At 55.8% G+C, this 18,129-nt stretch carries 24 protein-coding genes; 11 read left to right on the top strand and 13 right to left on the bottom strand.

Going from position 1 to position 18,129, the window contains the following annotated elements:
* Nucleotides 1–40 precede the first annotated feature (40 nt).
* Complete coding sequence (gene npdG, locus BW919_RS02235) at nucleotides 41–712, bottom strand: NADPH-dependent F420 reductase (protein ID WP_088335374.1); 672 nt, start codon at nucleotides 710–712, stop codon at nucleotides 41–43.
* A gap of 55 nt (nucleotides 713–767) precedes the next feature.
* Nucleotides 768–1,523 carry a TatD family hydrolase gene (locus BW919_RS02230; protein WP_088335372.1) on the bottom strand — a complete coding sequence of 252 codons (756 nt, stop codon included), beginning with the start codon at nucleotides 1,521–1,523 and terminating at the stop codon, nucleotides 768–770.
* Between the two features lie 79 nt (nucleotides 1,524–1,602).
* Between BW919_RS02230 and BW919_RS02225 the strand changes: the two genes are divergently transcribed.
* Nucleotides 1,603–2,145, top strand: coding sequence for a hypothetical protein (locus tag BW919_RS02225; protein ID WP_088335370.1), 543 nt, complete (start codon nucleotides 1,603–1,605; stop codon nucleotides 2,143–2,145).
* On the opposite strand, the gene BW919_RS02220 is transcribed toward BW919_RS02225, so the two are convergent.
* The 3 genes from BW919_RS02220 to BW919_RS02210 form a co-directional block, all read right to left on the bottom strand.
* A complete protein-coding gene (locus BW919_RS02220) occupies nucleotides 2,135–2,758 on the bottom strand; it encodes a hypothetical protein (protein WP_088335368.1) in 624 nt (207 codons plus the stop codon). The genes BW919_RS02225 and BW919_RS02220 overlap by 11 nt on opposite strands.
* A 165-nt stretch (nucleotides 2,759–2,923) precedes the next feature.
* The gene (pscS, locus tag BW919_RS02215; RefSeq protein ID WP_088335366.1) at nucleotides 2,924–4,102 is read right to left on the bottom strand and encodes an O-phospho-L-seryl-tRNA:Cys-tRNA synthase; all 1,179 of its coding nucleotides are present in this window, start codon (nucleotides 4,100–4,102) and stop codon (nucleotides 2,924–2,926) included.
* 16 nt (nucleotides 4,103–4,118) lie between these two features.
* Nucleotides 4,119–4,544 carry an archease gene (locus BW919_RS02210; protein ID WP_157665907.1) on the bottom strand — a complete coding sequence of 142 codons (426 nt, stop codon included), beginning with the start codon at nucleotides 4,542–4,544 and terminating at the stop codon, nucleotides 4,119–4,121.
* Between the two features lie 73 nt (nucleotides 4,545–4,617).
* On the opposite strand from BW919_RS02210, the gene BW919_RS02205 reads away from it, so the two are divergent.
* Genes BW919_RS02205 through BW919_RS02195 form a run of 3 tightly spaced genes read left to right on the top strand, consistent with a single transcriptional unit; the run spans nucleotide 4,618 to nucleotide 6,634 of the window.
* The gene (locus tag BW919_RS02205; protein WP_088336470.1) at nucleotides 4,618–4,896 is read left to right on the top strand and encodes a HypC/HybG/HupF family hydrogenase formation chaperone; all 279 of its coding nucleotides are present in this window, start codon (nucleotides 4,618–4,620) and stop codon (nucleotides 4,894–4,896) included.
* Complete coding sequence (hypD, locus tag BW919_RS02200) at nucleotides 4,850–5,896, top strand: hydrogenase formation protein HypD (protein WP_232452904.1); 1,047 nt, start codon at nucleotides 4,850–4,852, stop codon at nucleotides 5,894–5,896. The genes BW919_RS02205 and hypD overlap by 47 nt, the downstream gene beginning before the upstream one ends.
* 3 nt (nucleotides 5,897–5,899) lie before the next feature.
* Nucleotides 5,900–6,634 (top strand): hypothetical protein, encoded by a 735-nt coding sequence (locus BW919_RS02195; protein ID WP_088335360.1) that lies wholly within the window; start codon nucleotides 5,900–5,902, stop codon nucleotides 6,632–6,634.
* Here the strand turns inward: BW919_RS02195 and cobT are convergent.
* From cobT to BW919_RS02170, 5 genes are read right to left on the bottom strand one after another with little or no spacing between them, the layout of a single operon-like run.
* Nucleotides 6,631–7,728 (bottom strand): nicotinate mononucleotide-dependent phosphoribosyltransferase CobT, encoded by a 1,098-nt coding sequence (gene cobT / locus BW919_RS02190; RefSeq protein WP_157665906.1) that lies wholly within the window; start codon nucleotides 7,726–7,728, stop codon nucleotides 6,631–6,633. The two genes, BW919_RS02195 and cobT, sit on opposite strands and share 4 nt — an antisense overlap.
* Nucleotides 7,725–8,750, bottom strand: coding sequence for a Xaa-Pro peptidase family protein (locus tag BW919_RS02185; RefSeq protein ID WP_088335356.1), 1,026 nt, complete (start codon nucleotides 8,748–8,750; stop codon nucleotides 7,725–7,727). The genes cobT and BW919_RS02185 overlap by 4 nt, the downstream gene beginning before the upstream one ends.
* Complete coding sequence (locus BW919_RS02180) at nucleotides 8,698–9,573, bottom strand: toprim domain-containing protein (RefSeq protein ID WP_088335354.1); 876 nt, start codon at nucleotides 9,571–9,573, stop codon at nucleotides 8,698–8,700. The genes BW919_RS02185 and BW919_RS02180 overlap by 53 nt, the downstream gene beginning before the upstream one ends.
* Before the next feature lie 13 nt (nucleotides 9,574–9,586).
* Nucleotides 9,587–9,775, bottom strand: a complete 189-nt coding sequence (locus tag BW919_RS02175; RefSeq protein ID WP_011018593.1) for a 50S ribosomal protein L37e — start codon at nucleotides 9,773–9,775, stop codon at nucleotides 9,587–9,589.
* A gap of 20 nt (nucleotides 9,776–9,795) precedes the next feature.
* A complete protein-coding gene (locus BW919_RS02170) occupies nucleotides 9,796–10,017 on the bottom strand; it encodes an LSM domain-containing protein (protein ID WP_088335352.1) in 222 nt (73 codons plus the stop codon).
* Nucleotides 10,018–10,053: 36 nt separating this feature from the next.
* On the opposite strand from BW919_RS02170, the gene BW919_RS02165 reads away from it, so the two are divergent.
* The gene (locus tag BW919_RS02165) at nucleotides 10,054–10,554 is read left to right on the top strand and encodes a PUA domain-containing protein (RefSeq protein WP_088335350.1); all 501 of its coding nucleotides are present in this window, start codon (nucleotides 10,054–10,056) and stop codon (nucleotides 10,552–10,554) included.
* Here the strand turns inward: BW919_RS02165 and BW919_RS02160 are convergent.
* From BW919_RS02160 to BW919_RS02150, 3 genes are read right to left on the bottom strand one after another with little or no spacing between them, the layout of a single operon-like run.
* On the bottom strand, nucleotides 10,551–11,312 hold the full coding sequence (locus BW919_RS02160; protein WP_088336469.1) for a septum site-determining protein MinD: 762 nt from the start codon (nucleotides 11,310–11,312) through the stop codon (nucleotides 10,551–10,553). The genes BW919_RS02165 and BW919_RS02160 overlap by 4 nt on opposite strands.
* 49 nt (nucleotides 11,313–11,361) lie before the next feature.
* Nucleotides 11,362–12,240, bottom strand: a complete 879-nt coding sequence (locus BW919_RS02155; protein ID WP_088335347.1) for a hypothetical protein — start codon at nucleotides 12,238–12,240, stop codon at nucleotides 11,362–11,364.
* Between the two features lie 34 nt (nucleotides 12,241–12,274).
* Nucleotides 12,275–12,622, bottom strand: a complete 348-nt coding sequence (locus tag BW919_RS02150) for a roadblock/LC7 domain-containing protein (RefSeq protein WP_088335345.1) — start codon at nucleotides 12,620–12,622, stop codon at nucleotides 12,275–12,277.
* A gap of 92 nt (nucleotides 12,623–12,714) precedes the next feature.
* Between BW919_RS02150 and BW919_RS02145 the strand changes: the two genes are divergently transcribed.
* The 6 genes from BW919_RS02145 (at nucleotide 12,715) to BW919_RS02120 (ending at nucleotide 17,803) form a co-directional block, all read left to right on the top strand.
* A complete protein-coding gene (locus BW919_RS02145; RefSeq protein ID WP_088335343.1) occupies nucleotides 12,715–13,581 on the top strand; it encodes a hypothetical protein in 867 nt (288 codons plus the stop codon).
* Entirely contained in the window at nucleotides 13,523–13,933 is a 411-nt protein-coding gene (locus tag BW919_RS02140; RefSeq protein WP_232452928.1) for a Mov34/MPN/PAD-1 family protein, read from the top strand. The genes BW919_RS02145 and BW919_RS02140 overlap by 59 nt, the downstream gene beginning before the upstream one ends.
* 95 nt (nucleotides 13,934–14,028) lie before the next feature.
* Nucleotides 14,029–14,940, top strand: coding sequence for an MBL fold metallo-hydrolase (locus tag BW919_RS02135; protein WP_198324640.1), 912 nt, complete (start codon nucleotides 14,029–14,031; stop codon nucleotides 14,938–14,940).
* 4 nt (nucleotides 14,941–14,944) lie between these two features.
* Nucleotides 14,945–15,817 (top strand): DUF2101 family protein, encoded by an 873-nt coding sequence (locus tag BW919_RS02130; RefSeq protein ID WP_157665904.1) that lies wholly within the window; start codon nucleotides 14,945–14,947, stop codon nucleotides 15,815–15,817.
* A gap of 70 nt (nucleotides 15,818–15,887) precedes the next feature.
* Nucleotides 15,888–16,559: a DUF2100 domain-containing protein gene (locus tag BW919_RS02125; RefSeq protein ID WP_157665902.1), complete on the top strand. Its 672-nt coding sequence runs from the start codon at nucleotides 15,888–15,890 to the stop codon at nucleotides 16,557–16,559.
* Complete coding sequence (locus BW919_RS02120) at nucleotides 16,556–17,803, top strand: hypothetical protein (protein ID WP_088335335.1); 1,248 nt, start codon at nucleotides 16,556–16,558, stop codon at nucleotides 17,801–17,803. Before BW919_RS02125 ends, BW919_RS02120 begins: the two co-directional genes overlap by 4 nt.
* Nucleotides 17,804–18,129 lie beyond the last annotated feature (326 nt).

Below are 18,129 nucleotides of genomic sequence, written 5' to 3'. Positions count from 1 at the left end.
CGAACTGATGGGGGGTGAAGACCGGGACGCGGGCTGACCCTTATAGGTTGGTGAACCTGATCCCGACGTTCTCCTTGCCGTATCTCATGTTGATGCTGATCAGCAGTGCCGTAATAGACTCCACGATCCTGGCATTCTCCAACGGCCCGCCGTCTATCGCTCGGACTCCCGGTATCTCCTCCGCTAGCTCCATGACAACGTTCTTTGCGTCCTTATGGTCTGAACACACTACCACGTCGCACTCGACTTTTTTCTCCAGGTCTCGAAGTGATTCCGCGGAGACGTTTTCGAACGCGGACACCACTGGGTTGTCGACGAGGGACTGCACGGTTTCAGCCGCAGATCCGGACCATGGTCGGATCAGCCGGGTGGGATTGCCCCCTATAGCCGTCTCCAACGGTACCGTGACGTTTACGACGATCGCGTCCTCGTCGAGCGAGTCCCGGATCGTCTTAACCGTGTCGATGACGGCGAAGAACGGGACCGTCAGGAATATCACATCCGCTTCGGCTGCTGCGTCGGAGTTCTCGCGACCTTCAACGGTGACGTCCTCGTACCCGTGCTTCGACAGGATCCCCTCGGCTTTCTCCGCGGCCTTAACGGCGCGTTCCTCCTCCCTCGATCCTATGATCACCTGGTGTCCCGCCGCCGCCAGTCTCAGCGCGAGCCCGAGCCCTTGGTGGCCGGTTCCTCCGATGAACGCCAGCCGCACGTTCGTACCCCGGGTGGGCGAGGGAGGGTGGGGTTAAGAGGGTGCCGGTTAGAAGTTAAAAGAGCTGTAGGGCGTTGTCTCGCACCACCGCCTCGGTAGCGTCGAACCCCCTCTTTTCCAGCTCGAACGCCACTTCGGCCACCGCCAAGACGTTACTCGGAGCCCTCGACGCGTCGCTGTTAATGAGGATGCGGTCCGCATGTTCGACCCGGTTGGTCACTATCTCGACGGCCTCTTCGACGGTCGCCTTACCGGGCTGTACGGTGATCCCGGCGTTGAAACCCTCCGCGAGGACCGCGTCGACGTACTGCTCGTTGAGGTGGTCGATCACGATCAAATCGTGGTCCAGATCCGAATCACTAGCGACTTCGATGATCTTCGAAATGACGTTCGGGTCACGGCTCCGTGGGGTGTGAACGATCACGGGTACATCTTCGGTCGCGGCGAGGTCCAGCTGCTTCCGGAGCACTTCCACTTCCTCGTCCGTGGCTTCCTCTAGTCCGACCTCTCCTACCGCGTCTAGATCACTCAACTTCGATTCAAGGCGTTCGAGGGTGAGTTCGATACCCTCGTCCGGGATGGCCCTCGGATGTATCCCCAGTCCCACCTTCACGTCTATCAGGTATTCGACCGCCGTCTCCGCGATCGACTCGACCGCCTCCCAGTGTCCTAAGAGGGCCTCCGCGGTGCGGAACGGCATGGGGTCGTGGGCGAGCGTCAGGACGTAGCGTATTCCGGCGAGGCTCATCGTCTTCATATCGTCCTCACATCTCACGTCCAGGTGTACGTGCGAGTCGAACTTGACGAACAAGGCTCCACCGCCCCCTTGAGGTTCTGTTTCTTAGAGTTTAAATAGCCGGATCCCCCGTTGCATCAAGGGTACATCGGATATGGCAGAAAGCGTGAAGGAGGTAATTGATCTCACGGAGATCCCGTTCCAGCCCATGGATCGGCAGGAGATTCACCAGCTAGAGACAGTACTACTGGTAGCTACACTCTTCCGCCCGAAGGTGCTGGAGATGATTCACGAGCAGAAGTTTCTGACCTGGGTCGACTCTTTAGCGGTGGCCGCGTCGGCCCTCGCGAGACAGAAAGCCGGGTATACGGTATCGGAGATAGCAGAAGAACTGGGACGTACCGAGGCTACGATCAGGAAGCATCTGCAGGGAGAGACGAAGGCCGGGGAGCTCGTTCTGGAGACCTATGAGATGCTCAAGAGTGGGAAACTCCGGATAGTCACCGGCGTCGAGGATATCAAGGAGAGACTCAAGGCTGAGGAGGAGAAGCTGGAGCGATTGGAGTCCGAGATGGAGGATGTGTCCACAACCATCTCTCGCGTCGTGGAGGGTCTGAAGAAGTGTTATACGAGGATGGAGGACGCCCTTGAAGAGCTGGAAAGTCTCTCGGAGAGGCTAAAGGAGCTCAAGGAGTAGAGCGTAACCCCAAGAGTCTCTTCCTAAGTCCTTCCAGGTAACGTTCGACCTTTTTCTCACTCACCGGCTTCTTCCAAGAGCCTGCCAGCATACATTTGGGCTCCGATCCCCTCACCGATACCCCTCGTCGGGCTAATTCCTCGTAGACGTCTCTTTTCTTCCAATCCCAGAGCGGTGTGAAGTACTCACAGTTATATTCGTCGCACATTTCCTCCCAGAATGCCTTAGCTTCCGGCGTCTGTTCCGGGTACTTCCTGGATTCCCTGTCTCCAGTTACGATCACGTCAGGGTCTAACTTCTCCAGCGCGTGGAAGAGCATGCAGAATTTACAGTCTAGGCACACGGGGTTCCAACCGAGCCGCAGAATCCTACGTTCAAGACCTCGGAGTCCCCATCGGTGGAAGGGCCTGTGGATATCGAAAATTCTCCACTCTACCCCGATGTCCGTGGCACGTTTCACCTGGGAGTAATTGATGCCGGCTTTTTCAACATCGATCAGCACGCCGTTATCATATGTCGCTAGGATGACCTCCTCCGGGTTGTACTCATCGCAGGCTATTAGTGTCGCCAGTAGGGAATCCGAACCACCGGAGAATAGCACTACCATCCGCACGAAGGCTCCCCCACCAATAGTTATGATGTTCGTAACAATTACGTGCGATCGGGAACGGCGACTCGACGCCTTACGACTTCGCTCCACGTACGGTCACGTTCCTGCTCGCTGGCGCTCCCGTCCCTCGATACTCCCGGCGGAGGTGGCTCCCGTCGGTGAGGCTGCTCAGGAGACTTCTAAACCATGCTCCTCCGCGATCTCGTGGAACGCTCGCACGACGTGCTCCACCTGCTCGTCCGTCAGACCGTACACGCTGGCTTTAATGGTCTCGGTCTGTCCTGGTTGGATGCCGATGATACCACGCTTTTTCAGCTCCTTATACAGGAAGTAGCCGCGCTTGGGGTGATTATTTGCCACCTCTTGGAAGCCCGGGGTCTCGAACTTCACCAGATCGTGCCGCTTCGGTCGCTCACCGAGCTGTCGTACTCCCTCTATCCGTTCCATCTCTTTCACGAACCACCGCGTCTTCTCCACCTCTTCCTCCCATCGTCTCACTCGCTCCACGACGTGCGGGAAGCTGGCCATCATAGTGACTATCGGTGCCCCCATCACGGTACATCCGAGCATCTCGACCTCCTTATGCGGCCACTCCCGACCGGAGACGTCTCCGCGCAGTGAGGATCCTCTGAGCACTACCTCTTCCCATTCCCCCCGCATCGCGAGTACGCCGCACGGTGCACACGCGGCCATGCCCTTATGGCCGCTACCGACCATGAAGTCGGGCTTCGGGCTCAAGTTTGACAGATCCATGCGTCCCATGGTATAAGCGCAGTTGAGTAGCGCAGGAACACCTTTCTTGCGGCATATCTTCACGAACCTCTCCGCATCCGCGAGGTTCCCGTACTCACTGTCGACGTGCGTAAGTAACGCCAACGCGGGTGGGTCTCCCCGTTCTTCCTCCACCTCATCGATAACCCGAGCGTACTCGTCGACTTTCACTCTGTACTCCGGGTGACCGGTGTTCGGGACCTCCCGAACCATAGCTCCTACCTTCTCCGCTGCGATGAACGTGGTATAGTGCGCGAGCGAGTCTGCGACGATTACGTCTCCCTCCCCGCACAACGCGCTCATGACAGCCTCCTTCGCGTACCTCGCACCGGCGGTGATCCGTACCAAGTCCATCCCGAGAAACTCGGCCAAGTCCTCGTGGAATTGTCGGATGGGGGGTTTCTCGATCTCGTGGAGCAACCCTTCGCAGAAGTCGCATACACTGTACCCATCTCCAAATTCCAGTAGGGCTTTCCTAGCTTCCGGTGTCAGCACACCCCCTCGTTGGATCGGGTTCACGTTAATGTACTTCCGCTCCGTCTCACGGACGAAGTCCCTGTAACGGTCCAGGTTCAAATACCGACCTACCCCCTCACAAGTCAACCACGTACTCGGCTACCCACCGCCCGTCCTCGCGCTCGACCTTCATATTGTGGTAGGTCACGGCCTTAACCTCGGTGTGGAACGGATGTCGGTCCGGATCGTAGGGCTCGCCTAGAGCCACGCCACGCACCTTCCATCCGTCTTCGTCTTTCTTCAATTCTCTCACTCTGAAGTCGGAGAACAGCATCCCGTCAACCTCGTGTCGGAAGTGTATCTCCTCGAGCCAGTCGTGGAGCAACTCCACGAGGTCTTCTCCTTCCGCCTCGATTTCAACTTCCTCTTCGGGTTTCACTTCGTCCAGGTCCGTGATCAGATCGAACAGCGCCTTGGCAGCTTCAACCAGGAGGTCTTCGGGCGTGTTGGCCCACACTCGAAACGCGGCGTCCGCCGTGTGTTCGATCTCTTCCCACGGCACCAGGGCACTCCCCCTGGCCTTCGGGAGAAAATACGAAAGAAGTTCTTCGGTCCAACCCAGCGGGGTGGACGACGTGTGCTTGGCGATCCCCGGGAGAGTTGTGGAGCTCGATGGCAACCGTGCTGTGGTGGACTTCGGAGGTGTACGACAGGAAGTCGATGTAAGTCTACTGGAGGACGTGGAGGAGGGCGATTGGGTCATTGTCCACACAGGTTTCGCGATTCAGAAGCTAGATGAGGAGGAAGCACGGGCATCCCTTGAGATCTGGGAAGAAGTCCTGAAGCACATCGAGGAGGAGCTTGAAAATGACGCGTCGGGAGTTCGTGAGAAGGCTAGTCCGTCGAATCCGTAGGGAAGCCGAGATCCTCGATCGTGACGTGGCCATCATGCACGTGTGTGGGTCCCACGAACGGACCATAGTCGAACACGGTCTTAGATCGTTACTCCCCGAGAACGTCCGTTTAGTTTGCGGTCCAGGGTGTCCCGTGTGCGTGACTACCGCGGGAGAGCTTGCCGCGGCCGTAAAAGCCGCGGAAGATGGCATGGTGGTGTGTGCTTTCGGGGACGTGTACAGGGTCCCTACCCCGGTCGGATCCCTATCCTCGTGTGATGGGGACGTCAGAGTGGTCCAGAGCGTTAGGAAGGCCGAGGAGATCGCCGAGTCCGAGGATCGTGATGTCCTCTACTTGGCGGTAGGATTCGAGACTACTGCACCAACTACCGCTGCTGTGCTCCTCGATGACCCGCCCTCCAACTTCTACGTGCTGTCGGCTCATCGGTTGATACCTCCCGTGATGGAGTGGTTGCTGGAGTCTGGCGAGTGTCGTCTCGACGCGTTCATATGTCCTGGCCACGTGTCCACGATCATCGGGACGGAGCCATACGAGTCCGTAGCCCGGGAGCTCCCGTGCGTGGTCGCCGGCTTCGAGCCCGAGGATGTCCTGATCGCGGTACTGGCATGTCTTAAAATGCTCAGAAGGAGGCGTGTAGGGGTTGCCAACGAGTATCTCAGGGTCGTAGAGGATAGTGGGAACCAGGTCGCGAAGGAACTGATAGAGAGGGCGTTCGAGCCTGAAGACAGGCCGTGGCGGGGTTTCCCAACGATTCCAGAGTCGGCGTTGAGGCTGCGTGAGGATCTCGCAGACCACGACGCGATGGAGATCGGAATACACCCGGATTACACACTGGGACACGACGAATCCTGTATATGTGATAAGATACTGCGAGGATTGGCTGAGCCCCGGAACTGCCCGCTGTTCGGCACGAAATGTACTCCGACGGATCCGGTAGGTCCGTGTATGGTGTCGGAGGAGGGCCCGTGCTTCATAGAGTACAGGTTCGGCGGAGGATGATGCATGTCCACCGACGAGTGGCTTCGAGAACTGGAGCGGTCCCTGAAGCGCGCGGAAGATACTGACATGATCCTGAACCCCGCACTCGGGATCGTCGTCGTAGTTCTAGGCCCACTAGCCTCAGCCTCGGTGTCCGTGATCGCTACTGTGAGCGTGGCGACAGCCAGTAGTGCTTCCATAGTATCCGCCGGAGGAACAGCCCTCACCGTGGGAACGGTGGTGTTCTTCGCGGCCTTCTTCGCAGTCAATGCGGCGTTATTCTATACTCTCATTCGGAGGAGAAACAAGCACTTCGAGCGGTCTTCGGAATTATTCCGTACGGTTTCTGAGATATTGCATCGTACAGGATGCATCTCCAAGTCCTGCTACTTAGCCGTATTCAAGAAAGTAAAAAATATCGAAGAGATGGATCATTTAGATGAAATCTTGTGGATATTTTTGGGTACGATCACCTTTGGAGTAGCATATCTGTACGTTGCATACAGGCTTATGCGAGATTTCTATCTGCATGAAGCGAAGGAAAGTGCTATCGCATCATTGCTAGCTGATGAGCTGAATATATGCATATCTTTCTCCAGAAAAATACCTTACAGGAACTTTGGAATTTACATACTCATGGTTGTTATCTTCCCGATTCTGTATCCTTACTTGGTCTATATATTAATAAGAGACCCTAATAATCACTTCCTGGAGCACCGTAGGTTTGAGCGTACTCTAATAGAAAGGTTGTTTAGTTAAAGTTCATCCACCCATCGTTCGTAAACTCGCTCGCACTCCCTCAAAACGTCTTCCGGCGTGATTTTTCCCTCTGTTTTCAACGCAGCTGCTACCTGAGCTCCACCGGCACCGACACCCTCCTTCACATACCCATCCTCGTACAACCTGAACCCACGGAACTTGGACTCCGAGAACCCGGGATCCGCTGAGAACAGCACGTAGTCGCCTACTTGCCGGAACAGACCCTCGATATCGGAATCCTCGTCTTCGACCACATATTTGGTAGTTCCGACGAAGACCCGTTCCGGGTCCGTCCTATCTTCCTCCGCCAGGTACGCTAATATGGGGGCCATCTGCGTACCACCTGCCAAAAGCACCGGTGTTCTGGCTCCGTGAATAATGCCTATCACCGCAGGCATCATAGGGTCGCCGAACCTCCTGATCGCCTCATGGGCGTCCAAGTCACCCGGTTCCACTCTTTGCGCCTCCAAGCCCTCTTTCACCACTCGCTCCTTGATATCGTGCGGGGAGTCGTGGGAGCTACTCGCGAATTTTTCACTAGTATTGTAGCCCAATGCCGTCATCACAGCCATCGCCGTAGTAGTCCCGCCCGGCACGCTCTCCCCCACGGTCAGGAAATCCACATCGCGAGTGAGCTCCTTACCGAGCGTTCTACCTAACTCTAGTAGCCTGTCGTAGGTTTCCTCCGATAGTGCCGGTCCTTCGCGGAAGTCCCTCGCGACCTCACCTCCGAGGTCGATGTAAGGGCAAGCGGGTTTCACGGCTGCTCCGGCGTCCACCGTCAGGAATGGAATGGATGCCAAGTTCACGACGGCTTTCGTTATCACGGCGGGTGAGGGAGCACCCACTGGATTCTGTGGAACCTCTTCAGCGTTGATGATCCTGTCGTGGTAAATCAACTCGACATCACCTGCGGGTGTGTGAAAGGTTGACTCTGGCGTTTTACCCGCGGCTGAGATACCGGGAACGCGGCTGATCTCGGTACTGCCGATCACACACACCATCACCGTGCTTCCACCGGAACACCTCCTAACAACCTTCTCCGCGGCTCCGAGATTTCCCAGCACTCGGATACCCGGTAAGACTTCTCTCAACGCTCCCACACCCGCGGAAGCTTGGTTAGAGTTCGGCATTTTCGCTTCCCGACGACCACCATTTCTTCGACGCGGATCCCGAACTCGTCCGAGTAGAGCCCTGGCTCTACGGTGATCACGGCACCTTCCGGCAATCGACCTCTGAGACTACCCTCGTGGACTGTGACTCCTACATGGTGGCCGATACTGTGTGGGAACTTGAATCCGGGCGCTTCGTCTTCCATCCACTCCCTCAGCTCTTTCTCGAGCTCCTTCGGGTCCACACCCGCTTGAAGTTCTCGGAGTGCCTCCTCGAGGGCGTTCACGACGACTTCGAGGATATCTCCTGCCCTGCCCTCGGACACTACGGTCCTAGTGATGTCCGTGCAGTATACCATCTTGATCCCGTAATCCACCAACGCACATTTCGTCCAGGTCTTCTCCTCGGGACTCGGTCGGTGATGAGGCACACCGGCACCCTCGTCATATGCTACTATAGGGTCGAATGCCGTTTGAAAGCCGCGAATCATGGTCTTCTTTATGATGTCGGATGCTACCTCGGCCTCCGAGCCTTCGGGTGGGAGGACTTCTGTAAGTATCCGCTCGGTAGCTTCCACTAGCTCCTCAATGAACATCAGCTCACTCTTCGATTTGGAGAGACGTACTCTCGTAACGTCCTTGTTAACGTTCTTCACCCTATAACAAGGCACCCTGCGGGCCGCCGACTCGTCATCGACGGCCCGGGCGGGAGTTAGGCGATCGGCCTCATCGTGTGTTACGACTTCGACAGCCTCTGGAATCGGCCATTCTCGAACGGCCCTCGAATCCATACGGTGAACAACCAGTGTGTACTCTTCGGACTCGAAGTCGGCATGGAACGCTAGACCGGGAAAGTGGGTTATCCACTCGACATTTTGACGCCTGACAAGAGTGCATGGTTCGCCTTCTGCGATTTCTTCTAGCTTCTCCACCTTCTCTAGAAAGAAATCGTCAGACTTCAGGATCTCCTGGAGTTGTTTCGTTTTCCTCTTCCCCCTCGCCATCAACCACCTTTCGGGCGAGCTTGTAGATCTTTAGTACTCTGACCGCATCCTCCCTAGATGGTGCTGCAACTCGGATAGGACCTACCACTATCGGAATTTCGAGCTCTTCTCCGAGCTCCTCTAGGATCTCTGGCTCTACGTCCTCCGTGCTCAGCCCCGCCTCTTCGCACACGGACTCGAGGTCCATGATCTTCAGACGATCTTCGGATTTCAACTTCTCTTCAAGCTCTTCGAGGCGGTCTCTGAGCCGCTCGACTTCATCCAGTAGTTTGTCCCGTTCCTCCTCAAGGAGCGCCTTTTCCTTTTCGACCTCCTTTAGTCTCTTGCGCAGCTCTTCCAACTCCAATTCTTTCTCCTCGAGTTCCTCGATGAGTTCCTCCTTCTTTGTGATTTCCTCTTGAAGTTCCCTGATCTCCTCGCGCAGCTCCTTAATGTCCCTGAGACTTTTGAGGCCGGCGCGGACTAAGGCGCTTCGGAGCTCCTTCTCCACTATTTCCAGGTCCACGTGTTCCACGTCGTGTCCGATGGGCATCTTCACGCGTTCCACTCGACCTACGACGCCTCGCAGCTCTTCCTGAAACTTCTTGGCCAGTTTACGACCTGGCTTATCCGCATCTGTGGCAATGAGCACTAAGTCCGCACCTTCGGCGGTCCGTCGCGCGATATGGGCGTGGGTGGTAGGGATGATGGATGTCACTGTGATGTTGTACTCTCCTCCGAGCGCCATCCGCTGGATTACTTTAGATATCGTTTCGGCGTCGGCGGCTCCTTCCACGATTATCCTGACGTCGACAGGTGACTTCCGTCGTCCGTCTCGTGCCATTACCTGGGCTCCCTTAGCGGCGTCGCTTGCGGTTCACCTTCTTGTTCTGCCAGCTGTACCGGCGGATGCGCCGTGAGCGACCGAACCCACAGGCTGCGCAATACCCCTTCCGCACATGGTACGCACGGCGGCCGCATCTCCTACACCTGACGTGCGTCTTCGTCTTGTTACGTTTACCGAAGGAGGGGGTTCCCTTCGCCAAACCTCATTCCCCCTGGCAGCTCACCCGACTTCAGCGGGTGATATCAAGGTGACGCTGTCTCCTCGGACCAATACACGTCCGAGCCTAACTTCGGAATCTTCATCTATCTCAACGCAGTCATCCAGCACCAAGTTTAGGTGTCCGTCGAAAGACACTAACTTACCTCGCAACGTCTTGCCCGTCTTCAACTCCACTATCACAATGTCGTCCAAGAAGTCCCTAAGACAGTCGTGCGGTCTCAAACTGTCCGACCCCCGTGCGGCTGGGGGAGCTGGCGGATGAAGGTTTCCCGTCGGCATCCGATCTCGGAGAAGGACCTTCAGGAAGTTTTGGAGGAGTTACGCGTATCGTCTGGGGTGAGTCTCCGCGAAGTACTCACTGGTCTCGTGGAGGTCGCGTATGTCAAGGACGATGACATTGAGCGCTTGCTGATTAAGGACGACAGGGTAATGGCCTTCGAGCGGCACGAGGGTTGGCTTCCCACGATCCATGCCCTCCTCCAACTCGATGAGGAAAATTACGACCATGTGGTGATAGTGGATATGGGTGCCGTCAGGCCGGTGGCCTCCGGGGCAGATATCATGGTGCCTGGTATCGTGGAAGTGCGGGGTGAGTTCGAGGAGGGTGATGGTGTTGTCGTCATCGACGAGCGCAACCGGCGGCCTCTCGCCGTGGGAATAGCCTTGATGGGTGCGAGGGAAATCGAAGGGTCTGAGAGGGGTCGAGCAGTCCGCAACGTTCACCACGTCGGGGACAGGTTATGGGAAGCCCGCTTCTAACGCCGTCCGAATAGGCCCTTAATGACCTTGGACAACACTCCCTCCTTGTCTGGAACGGGCACCTCGTACTCGATACCCACTAGCTCCGCGGCCAGTTTCTTGAAAGCCTGTGCGGCCGCGGACTTGGGACTGCGGACCACCACCGGCTCTCCAAATGCGGCGGCCCTTCGAACTTCCGGATCTTCGGGTACTTCGACCATTACGGGAGTTTCTAGAATTTTTTCGACTTCTTCCTTCGTCAGTTCGGTCTTATCTTTCGTGACACGGTTGACGACGGCTCCCGTAATCTGGGTATCTACCCGCTCGGCTACCGCTTTGACCTTAAGAGCGTCTGTGATCGACGCTATCTCGGGGTTAACCACTAAGAGGCTCTCCGTCGACGCGGAGAGTGCCGTGATGGCGTCCCTACCTAACCCTGCCGGCGCGTCGATCAGCAGGAAGTCCGTTTCGTCTATTATGTACTCGACTACGTCCCTCAGCCTGTCGGGATTGGCCTTTCGAATGCCCTCCAATGATATACCCGCAGGGATCACCTTAACACCGTGAGGTCCCTCGTAAATGGCCTCCTCGATGTCGGCTTCTCCTGCCAGTACATCATGCAGTGTTACTGGGGCGTCTTCCATTCGGAGGATCAGTCCCAAGTTGGCCATAGCGATATCCGCATCCAGGATGTAAGTTTCAGCACCGAGCTCAGCTAATGCGGTGCCTAAGTTGGCGGTTACGGTGGTTTTGCCCGTACCTCCCTTACCTGATGCCATACATACCACACGGCATGCTTCTGATTCAGGAAGTTCCGTCTCAGCCAAGTCAGGTTAACCCCTCGCCCTTTTCGGCTGGAGGGCTCGGAGATCCGGCTACGGCGCGCTCGACCTTTTCGATAAGAGTTTTAACGGTTTCCTCGCACGCGTCGTCCGCGTCCTCTACATCTGACTCCACCACGAAAGCTATGAGGAAATCGTTATGAGGCTTTACAGCTAGGGTCTTGTTCTCACCGGTGGTCATCTTGATCCATTCGATCGAGTCCTCCACGTAATCTTTGATGAACCTGTACATCTGCGAGACCAATGCTCCAACTTCTTCACATCGATCTACATTCGACAGGATCACCAAACCATGCTCGTCGATAACCACGAACGGTATCTCAGACTTCACTTGCTGTCCCGAGACTGCGGCATCTATAACTTTTCCAAGATCATTTTTAAGCATGAAGATATCAGCATCGGACAAAGTCATTTTAGATTCACACACTACTACGTACTCGTCTAGACACAGCGCCAGGTAGTTAGTCGAGTCTTCTGAGGTTACCAAAATAGTATCAACTTCACCTAGTGATTCACGTATCGTGTAAATTGCGTTTACTAGCCCACTCTCCATTCGGCCGTCTCCTACTATCCCAATCGGCTTCCCAGAATCGTCTAATACAACCAGCTTCTCTAAACCAAAGTACTCGGTAACCCGGTTCAGGGCCGACGTCAGATCTTTGCGGGCCTCCTCGACGAGCTTCTCCACATCGAGCTGCTCTCCGATGACGTCGAACGCTCGTCGGATCACTTCATCTCTGACTTTCGTGGTCCCATCCTCCTTCGAACTTTCAGCTCTTCCTCTGGCCCCCTCTTCCAGCTCCCTTCCCTTACCATCCCGTCCGCTTAAAATATCTTTAAGAATTCTTAGGATGTCTCTGATCACGGTCGAGGCTCCCTAGCGATGATTCGGGAAACCATTAAAGCTGTTTAGCGATCTCCTCAGCGGCCTCCTGAGCGCGGAGGCGGATAAGTCCTAAGTTGGCGTCGGGCTCGACGACGAGGACTAGCGTCGCGTCCTCCCCTACGTCTACGATCATCACCTTCCCGTGTGTGGCCTCGATGAGCATCTGTTCGAGATCTCCTAGATCCATCTCGTCGACGACTCGCTCGCCAGAACCGTATACGGTCGTCGCAATCGCACCCACAATCTCGGAGTCGATATCCGGAGGCACGGCGTCCGCGATGATCAATCCGTCGCTCGAGACAACCAACGATCCATGCACTCCCTCAACCCGGTTCAGATCTGCCAATACTTTCTCGATCAAGTGACGTCGGCCCCCAAAGACGGGTTCTCCGGCACGGCGGGTGAGTCGGAATTTAAATACGTTTGCGCATGGACTTCGCCGGGGGATGGCACGTGGGTGCGGCATTCGTGACAGCCGCGGCCCTCACGACAGTGTTACTCGCACTCTTGACTTACTCTATCGGCGTCGTCGGGCGGTGGATCAAGGCGCCAATAGCAACCACCCTCGGAGCTGCGATCATCGGGGCCGGTGTAGGACTTTTCCTGCTCGCCCCCATGCTCTCGGACATCCCAAAGGTCGTGGCTGGACTGGAGAAGAATGGGTACCTGACGGTCGAGTTGAGTACGGCGCCTCCGGATTTACCCAAAGCTTTGGAGGTAGTTAAGAAGTACCACGGGAAACCCATCGGACGATACTTAGAGCTGGAAGTCGCCCTGAGCGAGCCCGTACCATCAGACCGTCGGAAGTGGTTCGAGTCTAAAGTGCCCAAAATTCTCCCAGGCGTCAAAGACGTCAGGTTCTCATCGTCCACCAAGATGATCATCCGTATAGATCTCAAGTCCGTTCCACCTTCGAAAATCTCTCAACTGGCCGACGAGCTTTCTGGGTGGATTACGTACACCAGCGGATTCGTAGTGGTTGGCGTCACAGCCACGATCGACGTCGAGATTCCGCCTTCGGAGTATACGGATCTAAAGAGGGAGATCCGCGAAATTGCCGACCTTAGGGTGATTTACGATCCAACCAAAGCAGCTCAGCAGAGGATCGCGCGAATGCTCCCATCACCACGTACGACTATAATCGCCAGCATATTAGTCTTCACTGGGATCGCAGCGATGGGCTGGTACGGTATTAGCCGTATCATCGACCTTCTAATCTCGCCGCTGAGGAGATCTACGGAGGGAAGATGGCTTGTCCGGCGTGAAAAGGGTAGAGTTCGACGCGAGACTTTTGAACTCTCTCCTCGAGGCAAGCGATAAAAACCACCCTGATGAGTTTTTCGCAATGCTAGGAGGTTCTATGAGCGCGGAAACTATCACGATAGATTCACTGATCGTAGTTCCTTTCGAAGCTTCCGATTCCGGAGCGATTTTCGATCTCCTCTCCGTTCATACCCGAGACGTAATCGGAACGTTTCACTCCCACTCTTATGGTGATCCGGTACCCTCGGAGGATGATTTGATGTTGTTCAAGAGGTTGGGTGCCGTCCACGCGATCGCAGCGTACCCGTACACTCCGGACCGTTTGGAGTTCTACGACAAGTCCGGCAGAAACATAACACCGGTCGTAGAGGTGAGATACACGGCCGATGAAGAAGCGAACAACCGCTGACCTCACTATGACGATCCTGCGACCACTCCGAGGCCGGGATGAAGAGATCGAGGTAGGCCGACGAACAAGGATGACGACCCCTGGGGTACTTGACCGTGTCGTCATCCGGATTGAAAGTCGGGAACGTTAGGATAATTCCGCTAGGGTTCGAGAGCCTCGGCGTGAGGTCGATGGCCACACTGATCGAGACGCCGGACGTGACCGTACTGGTGGATCCTGGGGTGTCAATTCCTCCGAAACGCTACAATTTACCTCCATCAGAGGAGGAGTGGGAAGCACTTGAGGAAGTGCGAGGGCGTATCCAGTGTGTTGCCGACAGAGCGGACGTGGTCACGATATCGCACTACCATTACGATCACTACACACCGTTCACCGACCGGGAGTACGAAGCTTGCGACCCTGGAACGGCTGAGGAGCTTTACCGAGATAAGCTGATTCTGATGAAGCATCCTACAGAGGACATCAACCGGAGCCAGGCGGGTAGAGCTCAGGCACTGATTGAGGGGTTGGATGAGCTAGGCGTCGATTACGAGTTCGCCGACGGTAAGAGGTTTGAGTTCGGCGAGACGGTTCTTGAGTTCTCGCCGCCACTCCCGCACGGGCCTGAAGGAACGAAATTAGGGTACGTTCTCGGGTTGAGGATAACGCACCGTGACCGCGTGATCGTTCACGCCTCAGACGTCCAGGGTCCCGTGTACGAGCCTGCGTTGGAGTGGATCCTAAAACGCGATCCGAATTTGGTGCTGATCAGCGGCCCACCGACGTATTTACTCGGTTTCCGATTCTCCTCGGACGATCTGAAGAAGGCAGTAGAGAACCTGCGGAAGTTGGCCTCGAGATCCGGTCAGATAATCCTCGATCATCATCTGCTCCGCGACAAGAACTACCGTGATCGGTTGTCCGAGGTCTACGAGGAATCGGACAACGTGTCTTCCGCCGCTGAAGTACTAGGTAAGGAGGAGCGACTGCTCGAAGCTTACCGCGACGAGCTCGGCGGGGAGGAATGACTTGGTGCTCGAGCGGATCGGGCGATTCGTGTGGAAGTTCACCGCAGCCGTCGGCTACGTGACCGTGAACTTGCCTTGGATAATAGTGAAGCTGCTCAAAGAGGGTCCGAAACGCTCCGCCAAATTCACCTCGCAACTCATCAGGACGGCCGAAGAGTCCGCATTCAAGTTCCAGACGGTCATGGAGATGGTGAGAGAGGGTCAGGTACTGCTACCGGAGCTGCCCCAAGTACCCTTCAAAGACGTAGAGATACGCGGTAAGCGGGTCGCAGCGGCCCCTAGAATGCCGTGGGACGTTCCCGCCTTAGTGCTACAGTTTTCCCTCCTCGCGACCGTAGTCTTCGTAATCCTGGAGGAGATAGTGGCACCGCCCGTGATGTTGTGGGAAGCTTTGGCCGTAATATCAGTGTTCGTCACGACCTTCAGTCTTGGATGGCTCCGCCGCGTCTCACCTTCAGAGGACCTCCACTGGCGACCGTACTGGCATTCCACACTTATTATCCTAGGGTTCGTCGTACTGTCCGCGATACTGACGAACGTACCTCCGGTAGTAGAGCTCGTCCTGCCGCTTGAGGGGGTCTTACCGGGGTTCATAGTGTTCGGGTTACCGGCCCTGGGAGTGGCGGCAGCTACGGTTTGGGTGAGGAGGAAGTTTAGCCGGACTTGGACCTTCGGGGTCGTGCTCAGAGAGGTCCAGGAGGAAGGTAGCGTTGAGGTAGTGATAGGTCACGACATCGCCGCGAACACGCTTCCTGGAGAGTATATAGTCGAAGGGAGTGGCTCCGAGGGCACCCCGGTACTCGTAGAGGTAGAGCGCAGCGGCTTCTCACTCACAGGGGCGAGGCCAGTGCGCGTCCTGAAGGAGGGATGGTGGTGACCCTCGGCCAGCCATCCTCTCCCCATAATAGTGTTCGGCTAACAGCTCACTCGTCATCGGGGGATCCACGTTGACACGGGTTGAAAGGCTCGAAGAACTCCTCAGTCGCGCTGTCTCCCAGCGGTCAGAACGTATAACGGTTGTCACGGACGTCGACGAGCTTCGGCTGGACGAAGAGGTCGTCCGAAGGATCGTTCACCGAGCCGTAGAGCTGGACCACGCACTAGTCGAGTCCGCTCCGGAACACGTGCTACGCGGTGAAAGGGCTCGGGAGGTAGCCAAAGCGTTGGATGAAATTTTACGATCAGTTTTAGAGCTCGTCGGCATCGAGGAGGAGACAGAGCGCGACCTAGATGACCTGTTCAAGGATTCCGTGCTAGTAGTGGTAAGGGGGCGAGAGCGTAAAGCCCTGAGAGAGCTCGTAGACGCTCCGATCGTGCAGACCGGAGGGCCGTTGGTGCCGGAAGACTATCGGAAGGTAAACCCCAACCTGCCTGAAAAACTACCCGAGGGGCTAGTGAAATCCGTCGAGCGGGCCCGAAGGGAGCTCGAGGAATACGTCCGGAAATCTAGGGCCAAACGCCTCGTTCTAGTGCGCGAAGAGGATGACCGCGTCGGCGAAGTCCTCGAGGAGGAGTTGCCCGAAGTGGCCGAGGAACTTGGGATCGATCACGAGGTGATCGTCGTCCCGGACTTCACAGAATTATCGCCGTCCGACCTGCTGTCGGGGAGGACGAAATGAGCATGAGCGATATTGAGACGATCGAGACGCCCTCGGGCGAGCGGCCACTGCTACCGCCGAAAGCTCGCTTGACGTTCTCGCGTACGATGCCCGCCACGCTGCCCGAAACCGTCGAATACACCGTAAAACTGTACACCACGGAGCTAGAACACGTAAGTTCGAACGAATCCCTTCGGATAGAGGAGAAAAAAGATGGTACGAACGTGCGGGTAGTGCTCGGCCGCGTGCTCGAAAGTGAACTCGGCGAACCCGTGATAGCCCATACCAGAAGTTGGGTCCGAGTTGAGGAAGTCGAGGAGTACGTCCAATCGGTGCTCGATCCGTCGGAGCATTCCCTCACGATCGTCGAGGGCGAACTACTGCCGCTGTCCCTATTCGGAATCTCGGTGTTTGAACTGTGGAACGAGACGCTCGACTACATAGATTACCACGTCCGGCTCATGTCTAAGTACACCTTGAATCCCCGCCGCAAGCGGGTTCCGAGAGCTTGGCTCGGAAAACTCTTCGACAGGCTGTCTAAGGTCCGCCGTCACGTGAGAACGCTCTACACTATCCAACGCAGGCTGTCCGATGTCAAACTGACCGACGACGATGAATTCCAGAGGTTACACGGAGAGATTGAACGACTCACGGCTATCGCTCATGACAAGGACTACGTGCCGGCGGACGCCGTCGAAATACTTCGAGATATTCTAAGCGTTCTGGACGATCTTGCCGCATACGAGCCTGAGGACTCGGAGCCCGTATACTACGTATACGAACTGGATATGTATGACGGTGAAATCACTATTCAAAAACCTAAAACGCGGCAATATGAGTTGCTGTCTGATATAATCGATGGTGATCGAATAAAGCCCGTTCCTAGCACTTTATGTGATCTCGGAGAGGCAGAGCAAGTGGCACGTAAACTTATGAATCGGGTTGAAGAAGAGGAGCTTGAGGGGATCGTAATCAAGCCAGAGAAGGAAGTCCCCGGCGTACCTCATGCCCGAAAAGTACGTGCGGAATGGTACCTTCGCGGAATGAAATTAGATTCCAGACTATCCTTGAAAGGGTTCGCAAAAGCTGCTGAAAAATACGCACGTAACGAGGTACGGCGCGCCCTGGCTGCTATTGAAACTTCGTACTTGTACAGGGCATTGAAAGCGTTGGCAAATGGTGATTTGCAGCGAGCCTCTCGAATAGTCAGGGAAGCCGAAGAAGTGACGGATAGGATATCTGAGTGGGATGATCCTACCGTGTGAAGGCCCACGTTGCTTCACTCAGATTCCGCGACTACTCATACCTAAACTGGCGTTCCCTTCGGTCCATGCGCTATGATCATTCGATACGACGCGCCTAAGTTCTTCATAAAATATTTGAACAGTGTTACTGAAACGTCCACTGATAGATCGGAACATCCGGCCTAATTCCTCCTTCCAGCACTTCACTCTTCCCTATTCCTACTCCTACTTCACGTACTCTTCAATCTCGGGATTTTCCTCGACATAGTCGTGTGTAAAACGGAGCATCGGAAAACTGGACTTGAAGATTTGGTTATAGATACAAGTGTGACCCTTCCTGCGACGCG

Source organism: Methanopyrus sp. KOL6 (genome assembly GCF_002201915.1).
Lineage (GTDB): Archaea > JAADCQ01 > Methanopyri > Methanopyrales > Methanopyraceae > Methanopyrus.
Note: the sequence above shows the minus strand (reverse complement) of the source record. Positions and strands in the feature narration are given on the sequence as shown.

Excerpts from the sequence above, each read along its gene's own strand:
- BW919_RS02225 (WP_088335370.1), top strand. The coding sequence starts at position 1,603 with ATGGCAGAAAGCGTGAAGGAGGTAATTGATCTCACGGAGATCCCGTTC.
- hypD (WP_232452904.1), top strand. The coding sequence starts at position 4,850 with ATGACGCGTCGGGAGTTCGTGAGAAGGCTAGTCCGTCGAATCCGTAGG.
- BW919_RS02195 (WP_088335360.1), top strand. The coding sequence starts at position 5,900 with ATGTCCACCGACGAGTGGCTTCGAGAACTGGAGCGGTCCCTGAAGCGC.
- BW919_RS02185 (WP_088335356.1), bottom strand. The coding sequence starts at position 8,750 with ATGGCGAGGGGGAAGAGGAAAACGAAACAACTCCAGGAGATCCTGAAG.
- BW919_RS02180 (WP_088335354.1), bottom strand. The coding sequence starts at position 9,573 with ATGGCACGAGACGGACGACGGAAGTCACCTGTCGACGTCAGGATAATC.
- BW919_RS02165 (WP_088335350.1), top strand. The coding sequence starts at position 10,054 with ATGAAGGTTTCCCGTCGGCATCCGATCTCGGAGAAGGACCTTCAGGAA.
- BW919_RS02160 (WP_088336469.1), bottom strand. The coding sequence starts at position 11,312 with ATGGCATCAGGTAAGGGAGGTACGGGCAAAACCACCGTAACCGCCAAC.
- BW919_RS02120 (WP_088335335.1), top strand. The coding sequence starts at position 16,556 with ATGAGCATGAGCGATATTGAGACGATCGAGACGCCCTCGGGCGAGCGG.